Below are 14,749 nucleotides of genomic sequence, written 5' to 3'. Positions count from 1 at the left end.
TCAGCGTTCAAGTGCTGAACTGATTGAGATTATGAATCTCTATGGTTACACATCAATCAACCACACACTAAATATTATTATCTCTAAATTACACGAATCGCTCTTCAATCCATCCCATAAAAACCCATCAGATGAGGTAAACACCAATGACGAACGCAGCACCAGCAATCAATAAAAAAGCAATCGAAGCTCTTAAGTCTCGCTTTATTCTTGTTCCGTCTAAAAGCCAGTCTGCACAATTCCGCGACCTGATCACAAACACCGATCAGGGGTACGCTGGAATCCTTCGCGATTTCTATAAGAAGAATGGAGGAAGTAGCGATGTCGATCCGGCGTATCTACTAGGTTGCTTAGATTTTGCATATGGTGAGGGCTTTCAACCAAATGGCCCACGCTTTCTACCTGGCTCTCTTGTGAATACTTGGACACCCCACAAGCATCAGTATTCCGGCCAATGTGTACAAGCTGAAGAGGTTGCCCCCTTTCTTGAGTATATGAAAAGGATGTTTCCGATACAGTCTGAACGTGAATATATGTTGTGGTGGATCGCCCATGCCGTTATCAAACCGGAGCAAAAGATAGTATCCACTCCAGTGCTTCGGTCAAAACAGGGCATTGGCAAGACGTTCCTAGTGGGCACGTTGCTCAGGGGGATCATGGGGCCGAGTGCAGACGTTTGTGGCTTGAGCGACATCGTAGGCACCTTCCAAGACGCGTTGATCGGTAAGACAGTCCTACTCCTTGACGAATGTTATGTGGACAAGCGCCGGACTACTAACGTGCTGAAGGTGTATCAGAGCAACGAAACAATCATGGTAAATCGCAAGCATCTGCCGACCATTACCATCGACAACAAGCTGAATTTAATTGTGGCAAGCAATGATTATGATCCTATCTACTTTGAATCGTCGGATCGCCGCTTTTTCTTTCCTCAGTTTATTGAATACAAGATTAGCCAAGCTGAGTCGAAACAATTCATTGGCATGTTCGCGGATTGGTTGAAATACGGCGGCTTTCAGAAGGTCCGTGACTACCTCGAAACGGTAAATCTGAAGACTTTCAGCCCTTATGACCCTGCGATCATGACCGAATCTAAACAAGCTCGATTAGGCTGGTCTTTGGAAGATAAGATTTCTGAGCAGATTGAGAAACTAATAGAATCTGAAACAGTGGTCAATGTGGCATTGATTAAACAGCAGCTAACTGATATTGAAAGTCATCAGCCTATATCAGACCGGAAGATTGCTGCTGTACTTGAGCAGCTGGGATGTGTAAGCAAGCGCATTACCGTTGGAGTGCTTCATATTACTCCTTTTGGAGCGGACCAAGGTTTCTCCAAAGAAACAGCACCAAAGCAGTTAGAAGAAGAGTTGAAAAAAGCTAAGGTTAGGTCTCGGACGTTCTAATCTATGTAGCTTCTATGCATGTTATGTAGGATTGAATGTATGATTTATGAACACCCTACATAGCTGTATGCCGTATATCTAAAGGCGGCTGTAGCTTTATGTAGGCTATGTAGGGTCGCTAAGCGTTATCTAAATAATAGTTTATAGTAAGTCAAAGTACGAAGCGATAGCGTAGTGATTTGACGTAGGCTAAGCGATAGCGCAGCCGCAAGATGCTTCTCCCGCCTTTCTAAAGACAATTTAAAAAACAGTATTCGCTCTTAACCAGAGCAAATCAACGGACGCTATTGTCCAAATAAAACCAAAAGAGGTAATAAAAGTTATGACAACCACTAAAACCAAAGTAACCATCCCATCCTATTTCTCACAAGAAGAGTTGGATTCTCGGCAAGAGAAAGCAAAATACAATTATATCAATGGGTATGTTCGCCGATCAGAATACGGCTCTTCATTTGTTTTGGATAGCTGCTTTACTTTCCATGCTACTACGTTAGAACTGTTCGCAGATGGATTGGTGCAGCTAGCACTCAACGGTCAGGCTCGCCACCAATACAGCAACATTGTCAGTGGCGTAGGCTATCACTCTGCCCACGTATATAAAACAAAGCCAGAGCAAGATGAAGACCTTCAGACAATCCTAAAAGAAGTAGAAGAAAACTATCTTAGTGAGCTTGCGGAGGAGAAGCAGAAACAAATCGAGATACTCACTGAGCAACTGCTGCAAGCAGAACTTAACAAGGAACGTAAAAAGGACGAAGAGAAACTTGAGAAGCTGAAAGCCAAAGTGCAATTGGAAGCACAAGAGTTAATGAACTCAGCAATGGAACCTAAGCAGGAACGCTAATCTTACTTATCTAAATAGATAGCTTATGCACAAATCTGTTACAGGCCTGATTATACGGGCCTGTTAGCAGTACCGGACCAAGCACAGTAGTCCTCCGCCCTTGTATATACAACTAAAATACAACAAGCCAACCTAAAACATTTTCAGCAGGGATTTTTATGCTAACCGATACAAAAAAATGTCGTCTGAGCACAACCCTTTTGACTTTTAATGCAATAGCTCTCGTGGTCATGTGCTTCCTTCTCCATCAGCTTCGTCCCTTGCAAACAGATTCAGCTGCGATTCAAGACAGAATTACAAACATGAATATTTATTCAGAGCAGAGGCACAACAGCCTTTCGGCTAGTCATGATCAGCTCAAAAACGAGTTAGAAAGTCGAATGGCAATACTCGAAAGCCGGGTAAAGCTTCTGCAAGTGAGAGCCCAATGACGTATTTCTATTGGTTCATTTTGCAAGCTTCAGCAGACAACCCAGACAACAACACAAAGCCTTCTATCGACTCGTTCTCACCGCTTAGAAAGCAATGGCAGTATCTAGACAGATCCGGGCGTTGGTCAGTGCAGATAGAATCTGAAGTCACTCCCAGCGAAGCCGTAGGCTTATATTATGGCCTTACGGCAATGTCCCGTAGCTGGATCAACGGTGCAGTTTTCGTTAATGGCGAAGCGATTGGTGGACCGTGGGACGCAGAGGCTTTTCCAGCATTTGTAGACGGATACGCACTCACATACGCTCAAACGTCCCTCACCCCACTGTGAATAATTAAACACGGTAGCAAATCAGATAAACTATGAACAAGGTGCACCAAAGCAAAACATCTGCCACAGCTAGAGCAATTGCTTGACTAAGCCAAGGCTGAGCCGCGATGCGAGCATACGTGGTTATCCCAGCAAGTATTACCAATAAGACAGGACCACCTAATATTGCCAGCCATTGCCAGAAATCGGATAGACATTGCCATCGAAATTTCAAATCCGTGAAGAGCGGTAATCGAGTATTTGTGAACTCTTTTTTTGTTATTTCATAAGCTACGCTTCGCTCATCAGCTTCCTTGGCAGCGATTTGAAGATACGCTTGTTGTTTGGTCAACTTTTCTTGTAAAAGGTTTACGGCAGAAGCTTGTTCAATAAGGGAGTCTTGAATTATCTTGAGAGATGATCCACGAGCGTTAATCAAATCTCTAAGCTCCCGGAATTTGTCCCCATATCCAGAGTGAGCCAAGACGGACCAAGCATAGCCAGGTCCCGCGATTTGCAATTCCACTTGTCGCGTGTCTACCTGCTGGACGTGGGTGCTAACCTTGTTTTTCCGTGTCGCCAATACACCAGCGGCAGCCCCCAATGGCCCGAAAACTAAGCCGCCAACAATGCCGCCACCTAACCCGCTCTTGCTGGTGCTGCTGACGTTGCTGACGTGTTGCAGGCTGCCATGCAAAGTCATTTCAGCTTTTGCCTTCTGAATACTCCCTTGGTAACCGGGAATACTCAGCCAATACTCAAAAACCTCTATGTTAGGTGCTGAAGCGAGCTTTTTTCCTCTACCGGATTTGAGCTCATCTAAGCGATTGGTCGCATGCTTTAGCTCTTCACCTAACGTAGCTATGGTGCTAGTGATTTCACGATGCTTAGCATTGGCTTCCTTGAGGCTAATCCTCTTCGAACGCATATCTGTGCGAAGCAGCATTGCAGAGTCTTGCCGAAGCTCAATCTCTTGACTGTCCATCAATCAATTCCTTGTGTCTTGACTAACGCAATCCCTTCGATGCAGTAATTTTCTTCAGCTCGTCATAAATCCCGCTAAGAACAAGCCAGAACCCAGCCATCACCGCCCCAGCTATAAATCCACCGATTGCTCCCCATTCGCCATAGATTGCATAACCCGCAAACGCAACGGCAACAATGGCAAAATAACAAAGGTAATCGTTAAGTCTAATGATGCCGTCCTTCATCCCTGTTTTTCCTTCATCTAGTGACCGAGTAGCAGGTGATCTATTCAGTCAATGTCACGATTAGTGTGTTCACGATTAGATCACATCAGCACACGATACGGGAATGCCTTCTTCCTCCCTCCGCCATCGCTTCGGCCATCGTATTCGTGAGCTTCGTCTTGCTACCGGCATGACTCAAGAAGCCTTCGCAGATCATTGCGGGTTCGCCAGAACGTACATGAGCCGTATAGAAACCGGTGGCGCCAACCCAAGCTTAGACGCAATCAAGGTTCTCGCTGATGCCCTGGGAATTGAGCTGTCTGAGTTGCTCAAAGGTATTTAACTCTCCCCTCCCGATACTGCCGTCACTGGTCTACGCTTGCCCTTCCATCCATAGGAAGGGAGGTAGATTTAAATGGGTAAATTCGCGGTATTAGATGACCTTGGTGTAAAGGTCGAACAAGGCCACCCCCGCCAGATTGCTGAAGCTATGGCGGGCCTTTCTCTAATTATTCCGCTCAAGGGCATAGACGCCGAGTGGAATGTCTACGCATGCACTGAGCAGCAGGAGTCGGAACTGCTGGGACTACAAACCTATGAAGAGCAATCGACATACTGCAAACAGCAGCTCGAATGGTTGATTGGGTTCTCTCGTCCATAGCCATATCATTACGTTGACGAACGTCAGCGAAATGATATGATAGCCCCATCAACGTAAATTGATGGGGAATCTCAGCATGAAAGTAGTCAGCTATCTTCGAGTCAGTACAGTCAAGCAAGGCGAGTCAGGCTTGGGTCTGGAAGCTCAGCGTGACTACATCGCACTTGCAGCGAAGGCGAAAGGCTGGGAAATCATCGCTGAATTTGTAGATACCGCCTCAGGGACCATTGCACCAACAGATCGCCCTGAATGTATCAAGGCAATGAACGCTGCCAAAGAGACAGGTGCAATCCTCGTAGTGGCCAAACTTGACCGCATCTCTCGTGACGTTGAGCACATTGCCGGTCTGATCAAACGTGCGTCCTTTAAGGTCGCCACAATGCCAGACGCAGATGCTTTCCAGCTTCACATCTACGCCGCGCTCGCACAGCAGGAACGTGAGTTCATCAGCCAACGTACCAAAGACGCTCTAGGCTCGCTGAAGGAACGTGCTGTAAATGGAGATGCATCGGCTCAAGCCAAGATTGAAAGGCGTGATGCTGGTCGTAAGGAGGCGCATAAGATTGGACCAAAGGCAGCAACAGCAGCCAAGGTAGAGAAGGCAGACGTTTACGCTCAAACTGTTAAGAATCACATCAAGGCGGCAAGCTTCGACGGAATCAGAACTCTCGCTGGGGTAGCAGCCTATCTCAACAAACAGTCGATCAAGACCAGTCGTGGCGCTGAGTTCACCCCCATGACAGTGAGTCGATTGGTTCAACGACTCGGCATCACCTTCCCTTAAGTCAAACGGCCTATTACAAGGGCTTTTACACCCTTCTGAGGCGATCTAGCATCTCCCCCGAGACGACGTCAGGGGTAGACCTCAGCGCCCTCACGAGTCACGATATTTCTACATCTACTAAATAGGATTTATTCTTATTTAAGTCCCGGTCTTAGCTACTCAGCCCCCGCGCTGATATTTACCGAATCTCGAATTCTATCTTCCTTGATGAAACATTGCGGGTGATAGAATTTGGCTGCTCACCCAGTATCTGTATTAGCCAACCCGCAGGATGACAGTCCTTTGGTACTGGGTGAGCCTTCCCTTCAGTAGTTGGTTTGTTCGGTTCCTATTGCTTAGTTTTTTCGCTCAAACCGTCCAAGTAATCATGCCCATCCCACGTGAGCCGATCCAACGTCCAGAACGTGGCGTCTTGATTTTGTGACTTGTCGACAACGATAAGGCCACGGTCATCCAAAATTCGCACGTTGTGAACTAGTAACGCCGATTGCTCAGCGTTGAAATTTTGCTTTTTGGCGATTTCACTGAGGGTCATTTTTTCAGGGTTTGGGGCGTGTCCCATCATGTTCGCCAATTCCAAGACATGCTTAATAAATTTCTTATCGCGGTTCATGACAAATCCCTCTGCTTGTTGATAGTGAGCGCGAGATACGCCGCATCGAGCATAGGCAAGATGGATAGGTCCGCCGCATATTTTCTCACGCAAGGAGTATCAGCACTGCAAAGACAGTCAACTGCGTGTCGCAGGGGGCCAGAGAATCCCCGCTGCGCCAACATCATCAGTGGATTTGTATCGGTGCGAATTGTTGAGTACAGCCAGCCGTGCTCGCAGCCGCGGTAGGGATTGATCGAACGATCGAAGGGCAGGTCCGGCGAGTTGTTGCGGGTGATGATGGTTTTCGCGGTCTCGATGCGCACCTCGGTGCCCTGGGTCATCGGCGCTTCCTGATACCAACCATCGTCCTCCGCCACCGAGCGGTTCGGGGCGAAGCGGTTGTGCGGGTTGGTGGCGGTGCCGCGGCCGCGGGGTGGCAAGGGAGTGCTCATCGATCAATACTCGTAGCTGTATGTGCATACAGTATAGAAGGTCGAGCAAGCGGGCCAGTGCCGTTCGGCAGCCCGGCCAGGCAGGAAACTTACTTGCGGTGAAATTGATCGACAAGTGCAACTTGGTGACACTCCGGGAAACATATAGCGAATAGCTTGGAAGCTAACTTAATAAGTAGTATTCGTCTCGCACGAAGTTTCGTGCATTAACTAACTAAATGGAATTTATAAATGTCGTTTTTTAATCGTCGCGGTATTTTTTTACAACTTATGCAGCCAAGTCCTTCGGAGCCAAACACGCTCGTTTCAATGCAGCTTGCCCGTAAGGAGATGGGCTGGGATGCCGCAAACCAAGCGCAGACCGAGGCCCTGGTGGATTCCGTCTATATGACTGCAACTTCGGTTGATGGCGGTCGTTCCTTCAACATCAATGTAGTAAAAAGTGATGTGGACGGTGACGGTGATATCGACAGTGACGACAAGGCAAAACTGTTGGCGCTTGCAAAAGCTTATTCCAGCATCGTCAACCCATAAGCCTGTTTCACTGAGCCTGTGTGAAAATTCATGCAGGCTTAGTTATGAGTAACAAATGGGATTGTCTCTGGTGCTAAATATCGGATCAAAATTGGCCCCATCACGATTCTTTGACAGGCGGCTCACAGGCCTTTGACTGTTGCGGGCTCAATCTGGCGTCGTCACCCCCGCCTCTCAATACGGTCGCCGAGCATGTTCCCACGCCTTATCCCTGCAATGTGTCTGTCGTTGGTTGTACTGTTCAACCTGACGTTCGCTCACGCTGACGAGACGGTCGTGCCACGCCCTGCGCAGTGGGCTCAACCGGTCGAGGTTCAGTACAACCTCTTCCAGATGTCCCCGACCCTCTACCGCAGCGCATTACCCGACCGCGGAGTCGTCCCCCTGCTGGCAAAACTCAAGGTCGCAACGGTGATCAACTTCCTGCCCGAGTCCGATTCAAGCTGGCTGGCCACGCCCGGTATCGAACAGGTTCAACTGCCCTACCGCACCAATCACGTGGATGATGCGCAAGTCCTCACAGCCCTTCGTGCCATTCAGAGTGCCGAGGCCAAAGGCCCGGTGTTGATGCACTGCAAACACGGCTCGGACCGCACCGGCCTGATGGCCGCCATGTACCGGGTGGTTGTGCAGGGATGGAGCAAGGAAGACGCCCTGAGCGAGATGACTCAAGGTGGCTTTGGTGACAGCACCCACTTCAGGGACGGTGTTCTTTACATGATGCAGGCCGATGCCGAGAAGCTGCGCACTGCGCTGGCCAACGGGGAGTGCAGCACGAGCCCGTTCGCCGCGTGCTCGATGAAAAGCTGGTTCAAGTCCGCGCACGTCGAGTAGACATTACCTCCCACGGCATTGCGCCATGGGAGGTGATCACTGAACTCAGTGCTGTTCGTCAGGCTTCTTCTTCAGCTTCGGGTTCGGGAAAAACTGCACGGCCTGAACCTTGGCGTCCGGCACCTTCAGCGCTGAAGTATTGACCCGCGTACCCAATTCCTTGGGTACGGACAGGCCTTGTTCATTCAACGTGTCCGAATACCCGCAGGCCACGCACTCGCGGTGCGGGACTTCGTCTTCGTTCCACATCATCAACTTGTCCGGCTCGCTGCACGCCGGGCAGACCGCCCCGGCGATGAAGCGTTTTTTCGTCTTCACAGGCCTCTCACTCATGCTGCTGCGTCCTCACTCAGGCCGCTGTGGCGCAAGAGTGCGTCAATCGACGGGGCACGGCCACGGAAGTCGACGAACAGCACCATCGGCTCCTGAGAACCGCCGCGCGCCAGGATCGCTTCGCGGAATGCGCGACCGGTTTCCGCATTGAGCACGCCGTCCTCTTCGAACTTCGAGAACGCGTCGGCGGACAGCACTTCTGCCCATTTGTAGCTGTAGTAACCCGCGGCGTAACCACCGGCGAAAATGTGCGCGAAGCTGTTCGGGAAGCGGTTGTAAGCCGGCGGGCGCATGACCGAGACTTCGTCGCGCACGCCTTCGAGCAATTGCAGCACGCTGCGTCCATCGCCGTGGGTGGCATGCAGTTCGAAGTCGAACAACGAGAATTCCAGCTGACGAACCATCATCAGGCCGGACTGGAAGTTCTTCGCCGCGAGCATTTTTTCCAGCAGATCCTGGGGCAGTGGCTCACCGGTTTCGTAATGACCGGAGATCAGCGCCAGACCTTCCGGCTCCCAGCACCAGTTTTCCATGAACTGACTTGGCAGCTCGACCGCATCCCAGGCCACGCCGTTGATGCCGGATACGCCAGCATGTTCGACGCGGGTCAGCAGGTGATGCAGGCCGTGACCGAATTCGTGGAACAGGGTGGTCACTTCGTCGTGAGTCAGCAGCGCTGGTTTGCCGCTGTCGGCCGGGGTGAAGTTGCACACTAGGTTGGCCACCGGGTTTTGCAGCGAGCCTTCAGCGGTGCGGCGCCGGTCGCGGGCGCCGTCCATCCAGGCACCGCCGCGCTTGTTGGCGCGGGCGTAAAGGTCGAAAAAGAAGCGGCCGACATGCTGGCCGTTTTCCCTGATCTCGAACAGGCGAACGTCCGGGTGCCAGGTGTCGAAACCCTTTTGTTCGGCGATCTCGATGCCGTACAGACGTTGAACGATGGCGAACAGACCGCTCAACACTTTATCGATCGGGAAGTAGGCGCGCAGGGCTTCCTGGGCAACGCTGTAACGTTGTTCGCGGAGTTTTTCACCGTAGAAACCGCTGTCCCAGCTTTGCAGGTCCGGGCAGCCTTGTTCGGCGGCGTAGGCCTTGAGCTGTTCCAGATCCTGGGCGGCGAACGGCTTGCTGCGCTTGGCCAGATCGCGCAGGAAACTCAGTACCTGATCGCTGGATTCAGCCATTTTGGTGGCCAGGCTCAGCTCCGAGAAACTGCCGAAGCCGAGCAGCTTGGCCAGCTCCTGACGCAGATCGAGGATGTCTTCCATCACCGGGCCGTTATCGTTCTGGCCGGCATTCGGACCTTGGTCCGACGCGCGGGTGCAGTAGGCGGCGTAGACTTCTTCGCGCAGGGCACGGTCGTGGGCGTAGGTCATCACCGCGTAGTAGCTCGGGAATTCCAGGGTGATCAGGAAGCCTTCCAGGCCCTTGGCCTGCGCGGCGGCGGCCATTTGCGCTCTGGCCGAATCGGTCAGGCCGGCGAGGGCGGCTTCGTCGGTAACGTGCTTGGTCCACGCCTGAGTCGCGTCGAGCAATTGGTTGGAAAAGCGGCTGCCCAGCTCCGACAATTTGCTTTGCACTTCGGCGTAACGCTTTTGCTCGGCTTCAGGCAGGTCGATACCCGACAGACGGAAGTCACGCAGGGAGTGTTCCAGGATAGTTTTCTGCGCCACATCGAAACCGGCAGCTTCCGGGCTATTGGACAGGGCTTCGAAGGCCTCGAACAATTCGCGGTTCTGACCCAGTTCGGTGGAGTAGGCGCTCAAGGCAGGCAAGCAGGACTCGTAGGCTTCACGCAATTCGGCGCTGTTGCACACGGCATTCAGGTGGCTGACCGGGCTCCAGGCAGCGCCCAGACGATCATTGAGTTCGTCCATCGCCAGCACCAGGCCGGCCCAGGTCGGTTGTTTGCCCTGGGTTTTGAGAATCTCGATAATCGCGGCGCGGTTGTCAGCCAGGATCTGTTCAATGGCCGGTTGCACGTGTTCGGCACGGATCGCCGAGAACGGCGGCAGGTCGTAGGACTGCAGAAGAGGGTTGTTCACGCTCACGGTTGGCACCTTGGCTGGAAGAAACATGCGGCCATCTTAATTACAATCGACGCTCACCGCAGCTATCGGCAACAGAGAGAAACCCTATCGTGACCCTTCGCAAGTATCAGAACCACACGCCACTGCTGGGCAAAGGCGCTTTTGTCGACAGCTCGGCGGTGGTGATCGGCGACGTCGAAATCGGCGATGACAGCTCCGTCTGGCCGCTGACGGTGATCCGCGGCGACATGCACCGCATCCGTATTGGCGTGCGAACCAGCGTTCAGGATGGTTGTGTGCTGCACATCACCCATGCCGGGCCGTTCAACCCCGATGGCTTTCCGTTACTGATCGGCGACGATGTGACCATCGCGCATAAAGTCATGCTTCATGGGTGCAGCGTGGGCAGCCGGGTGCTGATTGGCATGGGCAGCATCGTCATGGATGGCGCGGTGGTCGAGGACGATGTGATCATCGGCGCCGGCAGCCTGGTGCCGCCGGGCAAACGCCTGGAAAGCGGCTTTCTGTATGTCGGCAGCCCGGTGAAACAGATCCGCCCGCTGACTGACAAGGAACAAGCCTTTTTCACCTACAGTGCGGCGAATTACGTGAAGCTCAAGGATCTGCATCTGGCTGAAGGCTACGACCGGCTCTAAGCCTTCAGTAACGGAAAGCGTCTTGCACTTGCTCAGGAATTTTCATGCATTACCAAACTGTTTTGTTCGACCTCGATGGCACCCTGACCGACCCGCGCGAGGGCATCACCCGCTCGATCCAGTTCGCCCTGAGCAAACTCGGTATCGAAGAGCCCGACCTGACCAAGCTCGAACACTTCATCGGCCCGCCGTTGTTGCAGGCGTTCATGCAGTTCTACGACTTCGACGAGCCCAAAGCCTGGGAGGCGGTGAACTTCTATCGCGAGCGCTTCAAGGTCACAGGCCTGTATGAAAACCGCGTGTTCGATGGCGTTACGCCGCTGCTGGAAACCCTCGGCGGGCAAGGGCGTCAGCTGTACATCGCGACCTCCAAGCCGTGGATATTCGCCCGGGAAATCGCCCGGCACTTCGACTTCGCCAAACACTTCAATGTCATTTACGGCAGCGAACTGGATGACACACGGACCAACAAGGTCGAATTGATTGCCCACTTGATGGCCGAAGAAGGCCTCGACCCGGCCAACACCCTGATGATTGGCGACCGCAAACACGACCTGATCGGCGCGCGCAGTAACGGACTGGATGCGGCGGCGGTGGGTTATGGTTTTGGCAGCCGGGAAGAGCTGAGCGCGGAAGCGCCGACGTATCACTTTGAAACGCTGGATGAGATGCATCAGGCGTTTTTGCAGCGCTGACACTAAATTGTGGCGAGGGAGCTTGCTCCCGCTGGGGCGCGGAGCGGCCCAAAATCTGTAGGCACCGCACGGCGACGGCTTCGCCGCCGAACGGGAGCAAGCTCCCTCGCCACAGGATTACATATCAGCCAGAGCTTTAAGCGCTGTTTTTCGCTCACTTACCGGCAACGCACCAAGATTCTCCACCGCCGAATAAAACTTCACCCAATCCCCGCCCACCTGTTTGAACAACGCCGCAAACGCCGGCACCCACTGGTCGTACAAACCAAAAGGCAGCAACCGGGCATTGTTCATCGGCGCGTTGATCCACGCGTCATAGCGTTTGTCTCCAGCCCATTGGCTGTCGCGTAACTGTCGGTATTCAACTCGTAGCCGCTCGAACTCAGCGGCTTTGCGTTGCCTCATCTGCCCGGTTGGTAGCGGCTGAACGTAAAGCCGTTCAAGCCGCGTACGGGTGTCCAGAACCAACTGAATAAACTGATCCCGCCACTGCGCCTGAGCGCCATTGTCCGGCGCCAACCCGCGATGCGCACGCCACTGCCGAGTGCCTTCCTGCTCCACGAACGTGGCAAAAGACTCGTTGAACTCGGTGTCGTCCTTCACATAAAAGCGCTGGTGCGCCAGCTCATGGAAGATCAAGGTGGCCAACCGCTCATCTCCCCAACCCATCATCGAACTGATGATCGGATCGTTGAACCAGCCGAGCGTCGAATAAGCCTCGACACCGCCGATCGACACGTCCATACCTTGCAATCGCAGCAATGCTGCTTCGCCACGGGCCGCGCTCTGGCTGTAATAGCCGCGATAGGCCACGCAACCGGCGACGGGGAAACAATGGTTTTGCGGCGTCAGGGAAAATTCCGGCGTGGCGAACACGTTCCAGACTACGAACGGTCGGCCAATGTCAGCGTACAGACGGTAGCTCTGGTTATCCGGCAGATGCAGCTGCTGGCTGGCGAACGTTCGTGCCTTCTGCGACCGGGCCAGATGCGCACGCAGCTTCTGATCGCGAGCAGGATCGGCAATCACGTCGGAAACCGGTTCCCGAGCCCGCAGCAATTGCAGCTGACCACTGGCCAACTGGCCGTAATAGCTGACGCTGGCGCAACCATTGAGCAACAAAAACAACACACCCGGAAACAAAACGCGCAAAACGCGATCAAGTAACCCAAGGCTTGGAAGCGGCCTGATCAAAATAAAATCATCCCTGGAGAGTCTGCCCGCAAGACTATCCCGCCTGACTGGAGCTCCGCTATGCGCAAGATGATGCTGACGGGAGGCCTGTTGATGCTGACAGGCTGTGCAGGATTCGGATTACCCCACCACGACCCGTCTCAAGCGTGGATCGATCTCGATTCGCAGCAGGAAGACACCGCGCTGCAAGCGCTGGAAGTCGATGACAAGGCCTCCACCGACAAACGCTATTTCGAGGTTCCGCCCGGCAGCCATGAGTTGACGGTGCGTTATCAGTTCCCGGTCGAGCCGAGCAACATCGGGCCCGACGCCGAGCCGCTGTGGCGCGATTGCCAACTGAATGTGAAATTCAACAGCTTCAACGCGGGTGAGAAATATCAGCTGCAAGCAGGGAATATCGGTTTTCGGCCGTGGGCCAAGCTCTATGATCAACAGCGCAAAGTGATAGGCCGGGGCACACCGGCAGGCTGCCAACGCTCTTGATCGGCGTTATGCTGAATGACCCAATCCTCGGGACATTCATCATGCGCAGGTTGTTGCTATTGCTCGCGGCAGGCGTCTTCGCCGGTTGCCAGAGCCCGTTACCGGCGGTCAATCCACAGATGGCCTGGGTCGAATTCTCGACGCCCAGCCCCGGTGGCAAACTGCTGATGGCCGAACGCCTGGACAACCAGCGCTTGCGCGACGGGCGTTTCTTCCAGGTCACACCCGGCAGCCATGAGTTGAGGGTGCGTTTCGACTTTGAGGTGTTTGGCGGCGGCGGTAGCATGATGAGTGGCCCGATGGAGCGATTGTGCTACCTGACCATCCGGTTCGACCATTTCGAAGCGGGCCAGCGCTACTTGCTGGAAGCCCGCTCCCTGGCGTTCATCCCCAGCGCCCGGCTGTATAACGCCAAGCGGGAGATCGTTGCCGAAGATCGGGAATACAATTGCATCATCTGAGGAAAGTCAGCGGTCGTTTTTCTGATAGATGATCTTTTTGGTGTTGTTTTCGCACGAGCCCACGACCATGTTCTGATCGTGTACTTCGTCGTTGGTGACGATTTCCAGGGTGTAGGACGAGACGTTATTGGCCTGAATTTTGGCTTCGATCTCGGCCTTGAGTTCTTCACAGGATTTCGGTGCCGCGAGGGCCGATGTGGCCAGCGCACAACAGATAACCGCCAAGGCAAAACGTTTCATGGTTGAAGCTCCGTCGAGGCAGCACGCACGTTGATGCGTTTACGCTGCTGTCATTTATTCGACCACAGTTTTGCCAGTCGGGTTTTGTTTGCGCACAAAAAAGATCGTAGCCTGGGGCAGCTCCTACAAGAGTCGAGTCAATCTGTAGGAGCTGCCGCAGGCTGCGATCTTTTCGTTTCAACACAAATCTAGCTGACCAGTGTGGCATCCAGACTGATCTTCGCATTCAGCACTTTGGACACCGGGCAGCCTTCTTTGGCTTTATTGCTCAGCTCCTCGAACTGCGCCTGAGTCGCACCAGGGATTTTTGCCTTGAGGATCAATTTCACCGCTGTGATCGCGAAACCGCCGTCCACCTGGTCCAGTGTGACTTCGGCATTGGTATCGATGCTGTCAGCCTTGAGACCGGCGTCGCCGAGAATCATCGAAAATGCCATGGAGAAACAGCCAGCGTGGGCCGCGCCGATCAGTTCTTCCGGATTGGTGCCTTTACCGCCTTCGAAACGAGCCTTGAAGCCGTAGGGCGCTTCTCTGAGAACACCGGTTTCCGTGGAAATCGAGCCGATACCGGTTTTCAGATCACCTTCCCAATGCGCCGATGCTTTCTTGGTAATAGCCATG

19 protein-coding genes and 1 pseudogene are annotated in these 14,749 nt (G+C 53.2%); 11 read left to right on the top strand and 9 right to left on the bottom strand.

What is annotated here, in order from left to right:
* The first annotated feature begins 146 nt into the window (after positions 1-146).
* Positions 147-1,406, top strand: a complete 1,260-nt coding sequence (locus ACYZTL_RS15090; protein WP_461952459.1) for a primase-helicase family protein — start codon at positions 147-149, stop codon at positions 1,404-1,406.
* Between the two features lie 322 nt (positions 1,407-1,728).
* A complete protein-coding gene (locus ACYZTL_RS15085; RefSeq protein ID WP_461952458.1) occupies positions 1,729-2,250 on the top strand; it encodes a hypothetical protein in 522 nt (173 codons plus the stop codon).
* A 764-nt stretch (positions 2,251-3,014) separates the two neighbouring features.
* Here ACYZTL_RS15085 and ACYZTL_RS15080 read toward each other — a convergent pair.
* Both ACYZTL_RS15080 and ACYZTL_RS15075 read right to left on the bottom strand, forming a co-directional pair.
* The gene (locus ACYZTL_RS15080) at positions 3,015-3,974 is read right to left on the bottom strand and encodes a hypothetical protein (protein ID WP_461952457.1); all 960 of its coding nucleotides are present in this window, start codon (positions 3,972-3,974) and stop codon (positions 3,015-3,017) included.
* A gap of 22 nt (positions 3,975-3,996) precedes the next feature.
* Complete coding sequence (locus tag ACYZTL_RS15075) at positions 3,997-4,200, bottom strand: hypothetical protein (protein WP_097139791.1); 204 nt, start codon at positions 4,198-4,200, stop codon at positions 3,997-3,999.
* A gap of 103 nt (positions 4,201-4,303) precedes the next feature.
* Between ACYZTL_RS15075 and ACYZTL_RS15070 the strand changes: the two genes are divergently transcribed.
* From ACYZTL_RS15070 to ACYZTL_RS15060, 3 genes are all read left to right on the top strand, one after another.
* Positions 4,304-4,522 carry a helix-turn-helix domain-containing protein gene (locus ACYZTL_RS15070; RefSeq protein WP_461952456.1) on the top strand — a complete coding sequence of 73 codons (219 nt, stop codon included), beginning with the start codon at positions 4,304-4,306 and terminating at the stop codon, positions 4,520-4,522.
* Between the two features lie 72 nt (positions 4,523-4,594).
* Positions 4,595-4,840 carry a hypothetical protein gene (locus ACYZTL_RS15065; protein ID WP_461952455.1) on the top strand — a complete coding sequence of 82 codons (246 nt, stop codon included), beginning with the start codon at positions 4,595-4,597 and terminating at the stop codon, positions 4,838-4,840.
* 76 nt (positions 4,841-4,916) lie between these two features.
* On the top strand, positions 4,917-5,624 hold the full coding sequence (locus ACYZTL_RS15060; protein ID WP_461952454.1) for a recombinase family protein: 708 nt from the start codon (positions 4,917-4,919) through the stop codon (positions 5,622-5,624).
* Positions 5,625-5,952: 328 nt separating this feature from the next.
* On the opposite strand, the gene ACYZTL_RS15055 is transcribed toward ACYZTL_RS15060, so the two are convergent.
* Both ACYZTL_RS15055 and ACYZTL_RS15050 read right to left on the bottom strand, forming a co-directional pair.
* Positions 5,953-6,237: a DUF2513 domain-containing protein gene (locus tag ACYZTL_RS15055; protein WP_461952453.1), complete on the bottom strand. Its 285-nt coding sequence runs from the start codon at positions 6,235-6,237 to the stop codon at positions 5,953-5,955.
* 185 nt (positions 6,238-6,422) lie between these two features.
* Positions 6,423-6,671: pseudogene (locus ACYZTL_RS15050) on the bottom strand (PA0069 family radical SAM protein); the annotation flags it as partial.
* A 231-nt stretch (positions 6,672-6,902) separates the two neighbouring features.
* Between ACYZTL_RS15050 and ACYZTL_RS15045 the strand changes: the two are divergent.
* Together ACYZTL_RS15045 and ACYZTL_RS15040 are read left to right on the top strand one after the other, a co-directional pair.
* A complete protein-coding gene (locus ACYZTL_RS15045; RefSeq protein WP_461952452.1) occupies positions 6,903-7,205 on the top strand; it encodes a hypothetical protein in 303 nt (100 codons plus the stop codon).
* A 192-nt stretch (positions 7,206-7,397) separates the two neighbouring features.
* Positions 7,398-8,039 (top strand): phosphatase domain-containing protein, encoded by a 642-nt coding sequence (locus ACYZTL_RS15040; RefSeq protein WP_461952451.1) that lies wholly within the window; start codon positions 7,398-7,400, stop codon positions 8,037-8,039.
* A 45-nt stretch (positions 8,040-8,084) separates the two neighbouring features.
* Here the strand turns inward: ACYZTL_RS15040 and ACYZTL_RS15035 are convergent, their stop codons facing one another.
* Together ACYZTL_RS15035 and prlC are read right to left on the bottom strand one after the other, a co-directional pair.
* Positions 8,085-8,372 (bottom strand): YheV family putative zinc ribbon protein, encoded by a 288-nt coding sequence (locus ACYZTL_RS15035; protein WP_461952450.1) that lies wholly within the window; start codon positions 8,370-8,372, stop codon positions 8,085-8,087.
* The gene (prlC, locus tag ACYZTL_RS15030) at positions 8,369-10,447 is read right to left on the bottom strand and encodes an oligopeptidase A (protein WP_461952449.1); all 2,079 of its coding nucleotides are present in this window, start codon (positions 10,445-10,447) and stop codon (positions 8,369-8,371) included. Before prlC ends, ACYZTL_RS15035 begins: the two co-directional genes overlap by 4 nt.
* Positions 10,448-10,509: 62 nt before the next feature.
* Between prlC and ACYZTL_RS15025 the strand changes: the two genes are divergently transcribed.
* A complete protein-coding gene (locus ACYZTL_RS15025) occupies positions 10,510-11,055 on the top strand; it encodes a gamma carbonic anhydrase family protein (RefSeq protein WP_461952448.1) in 546 nt (181 codons plus the stop codon).
* A 44-nt stretch (positions 11,056-11,099) separates the two neighbouring features.
* The gene (locus tag ACYZTL_RS15020; protein WP_461952447.1) at positions 11,100-11,750 is read left to right on the top strand and encodes an HAD family hydrolase; all 651 of its coding nucleotides are present in this window, start codon (positions 11,100-11,102) and stop codon (positions 11,748-11,750) included.
* Positions 11,751-11,867: 117 nt separating this feature from the next.
* On the opposite strand, the gene ACYZTL_RS15015 is transcribed toward ACYZTL_RS15020, so the two are convergent.
* Positions 11,868-12,944 carry an aminopeptidase gene (locus tag ACYZTL_RS15015; RefSeq protein WP_461952446.1) on the bottom strand — a complete coding sequence of 359 codons (1,077 nt, stop codon included), beginning with the start codon at positions 12,942-12,944 and terminating at the stop codon, positions 11,868-11,870.
* A gap of 60 nt (positions 12,945-13,004) precedes the next feature.
* On the opposite strand from ACYZTL_RS15015, the gene ACYZTL_RS15010 reads away from it, so the two are divergent.
* Both ACYZTL_RS15010 and ACYZTL_RS15005 read left to right on the top strand, forming a co-directional pair.
* Positions 13,005-13,427 (top strand): PA0061/PA0062 family lipoprotein, encoded by a 423-nt coding sequence (locus ACYZTL_RS15010; protein WP_461952445.1) that lies wholly within the window; start codon positions 13,005-13,007, stop codon positions 13,425-13,427.
* A 41-nt stretch (positions 13,428-13,468) separates the two neighbouring features.
* Positions 13,469-13,888 (top strand): PA0061/PA0062 family lipoprotein, encoded by a 420-nt coding sequence (locus ACYZTL_RS15005; protein ID WP_461954314.1) that lies wholly within the window; start codon positions 13,469-13,471, stop codon positions 13,886-13,888.
* 6 nt (positions 13,889-13,894) lie between these two features.
* Here ACYZTL_RS15005 and ACYZTL_RS15000 read toward each other — a convergent pair whose 3' ends face one another.
* Complete coding sequence (locus ACYZTL_RS15000; RefSeq protein ID WP_461952444.1) at positions 13,895-14,128, bottom strand: DUF1161 domain-containing protein; 234 nt, start codon at positions 14,126-14,128, stop codon at positions 13,895-13,897.
* Between the two features lie 188 nt (positions 14,129-14,316).
* On the bottom strand, positions 14,317-14,748 hold the full coding sequence (locus tag ACYZTL_RS14995) for an OsmC family protein (protein WP_008152515.1): 432 nt from the start codon (positions 14,746-14,748) through the stop codon (positions 14,317-14,319).
* Position 14,749 lies beyond the last annotated feature (1 nt).

This window comes from Pseudomonas sp. LB3P81 (genome assembly GCF_054897965.1).
Note: the sequence above shows the minus strand (reverse complement) of the source record. Positions and strands in the feature narration are given on the sequence as shown.

What these genes read in the sequence shown, in the direction of transcription:
- ACYZTL_RS15090 (WP_461952459.1), top strand. Translation starts at nt 147, where the DNA reads ATGACGAACGCAGCACCAGCAATCAATAAAAAAGCAATCGAAGCTCTT.
- ACYZTL_RS15085 (WP_461952458.1), top strand. Translation starts at nt 1,729, where the DNA reads ATGACAACCACTAAAACCAAAGTAACCATCCCATCCTATTTCTCACAA.
- ACYZTL_RS15080 (WP_461952457.1), bottom strand. Translation starts at nt 3,974, where the DNA reads ATGGACAGTCAAGAGATTGAGCTTCGGCAAGACTCTGCAATGCTGCTT.
- ACYZTL_RS15075 (WP_097139791.1), bottom strand. Translation starts at nt 4,200, where the DNA reads ATGAAGGACGGCATCATTAGACTTAACGATTACCTTTGTTATTTTGCC.
- ACYZTL_RS15070 (WP_461952456.1), top strand. Translation starts at nt 4,304, where the DNA reads ATGCCTTCTTCCTCCCTCCGCCATCGCTTCGGCCATCGTATTCGTGAG.
- ACYZTL_RS15065 (WP_461952455.1), top strand. Translation starts at nt 4,595, where the DNA reads ATGGGTAAATTCGCGGTATTAGATGACCTTGGTGTAAAGGTCGAACAA.
- ACYZTL_RS15060 (WP_461952454.1), top strand. Translation starts at nt 4,917, where the DNA reads ATGAAAGTAGTCAGCTATCTTCGAGTCAGTACAGTCAAGCAAGGCGAG.
- ACYZTL_RS15055 (WP_461952453.1), bottom strand. Translation starts at nt 6,237, where the DNA reads ATGAACCGCGATAAGAAATTTATTAAGCATGTCTTGGAATTGGCGAAC.
- ACYZTL_RS15045 (WP_461952452.1), top strand. Translation starts at nt 6,903, where the DNA reads ATGTCGTTTTTTAATCGTCGCGGTATTTTTTTACAACTTATGCAGCCA.
- ACYZTL_RS15040 (WP_461952451.1), top strand. Translation starts at nt 7,398, where the DNA reads ATGTTCCCACGCCTTATCCCTGCAATGTGTCTGTCGTTGGTTGTACTG.
- ACYZTL_RS15035 (WP_461952450.1), bottom strand. Translation starts at nt 8,372, where the DNA reads ATGAGTGAGAGGCCTGTGAAGACGAAAAAACGCTTCATCGCCGGGGCG.
- prlC (WP_461952449.1), bottom strand. Translation starts at nt 10,447, where the DNA reads ATGTTTCTTCCAGCCAAGGTGCCAACCGTGAGCGTGAACAACCCTCTT.
- ACYZTL_RS15020 (WP_461952447.1), top strand. Translation starts at nt 11,100, where the DNA reads ATGCATTACCAAACTGTTTTGTTCGACCTCGATGGCACCCTGACCGAC.
- ACYZTL_RS15010 (WP_461952445.1), top strand. Translation starts at nt 13,005, where the DNA reads ATGCGCAAGATGATGCTGACGGGAGGCCTGTTGATGCTGACAGGCTGT.
- ACYZTL_RS15005 (WP_461954314.1), top strand. Translation starts at nt 13,469, where the DNA reads ATGCGCAGGTTGTTGCTATTGCTCGCGGCAGGCGTCTTCGCCGGTTGC.
- ACYZTL_RS15000 (WP_461952444.1), bottom strand. Translation starts at nt 14,128, where the DNA reads ATGAAACGTTTTGCCTTGGCGGTTATCTGTTGTGCGCTGGCCACATCG.
- ACYZTL_RS14995 (WP_008152515.1), bottom strand. Translation starts at nt 14,748, where the DNA reads ATGGCTATTACCAAGAAAGCATCGGCGCATTGGGAAGGTGATCTGAAA.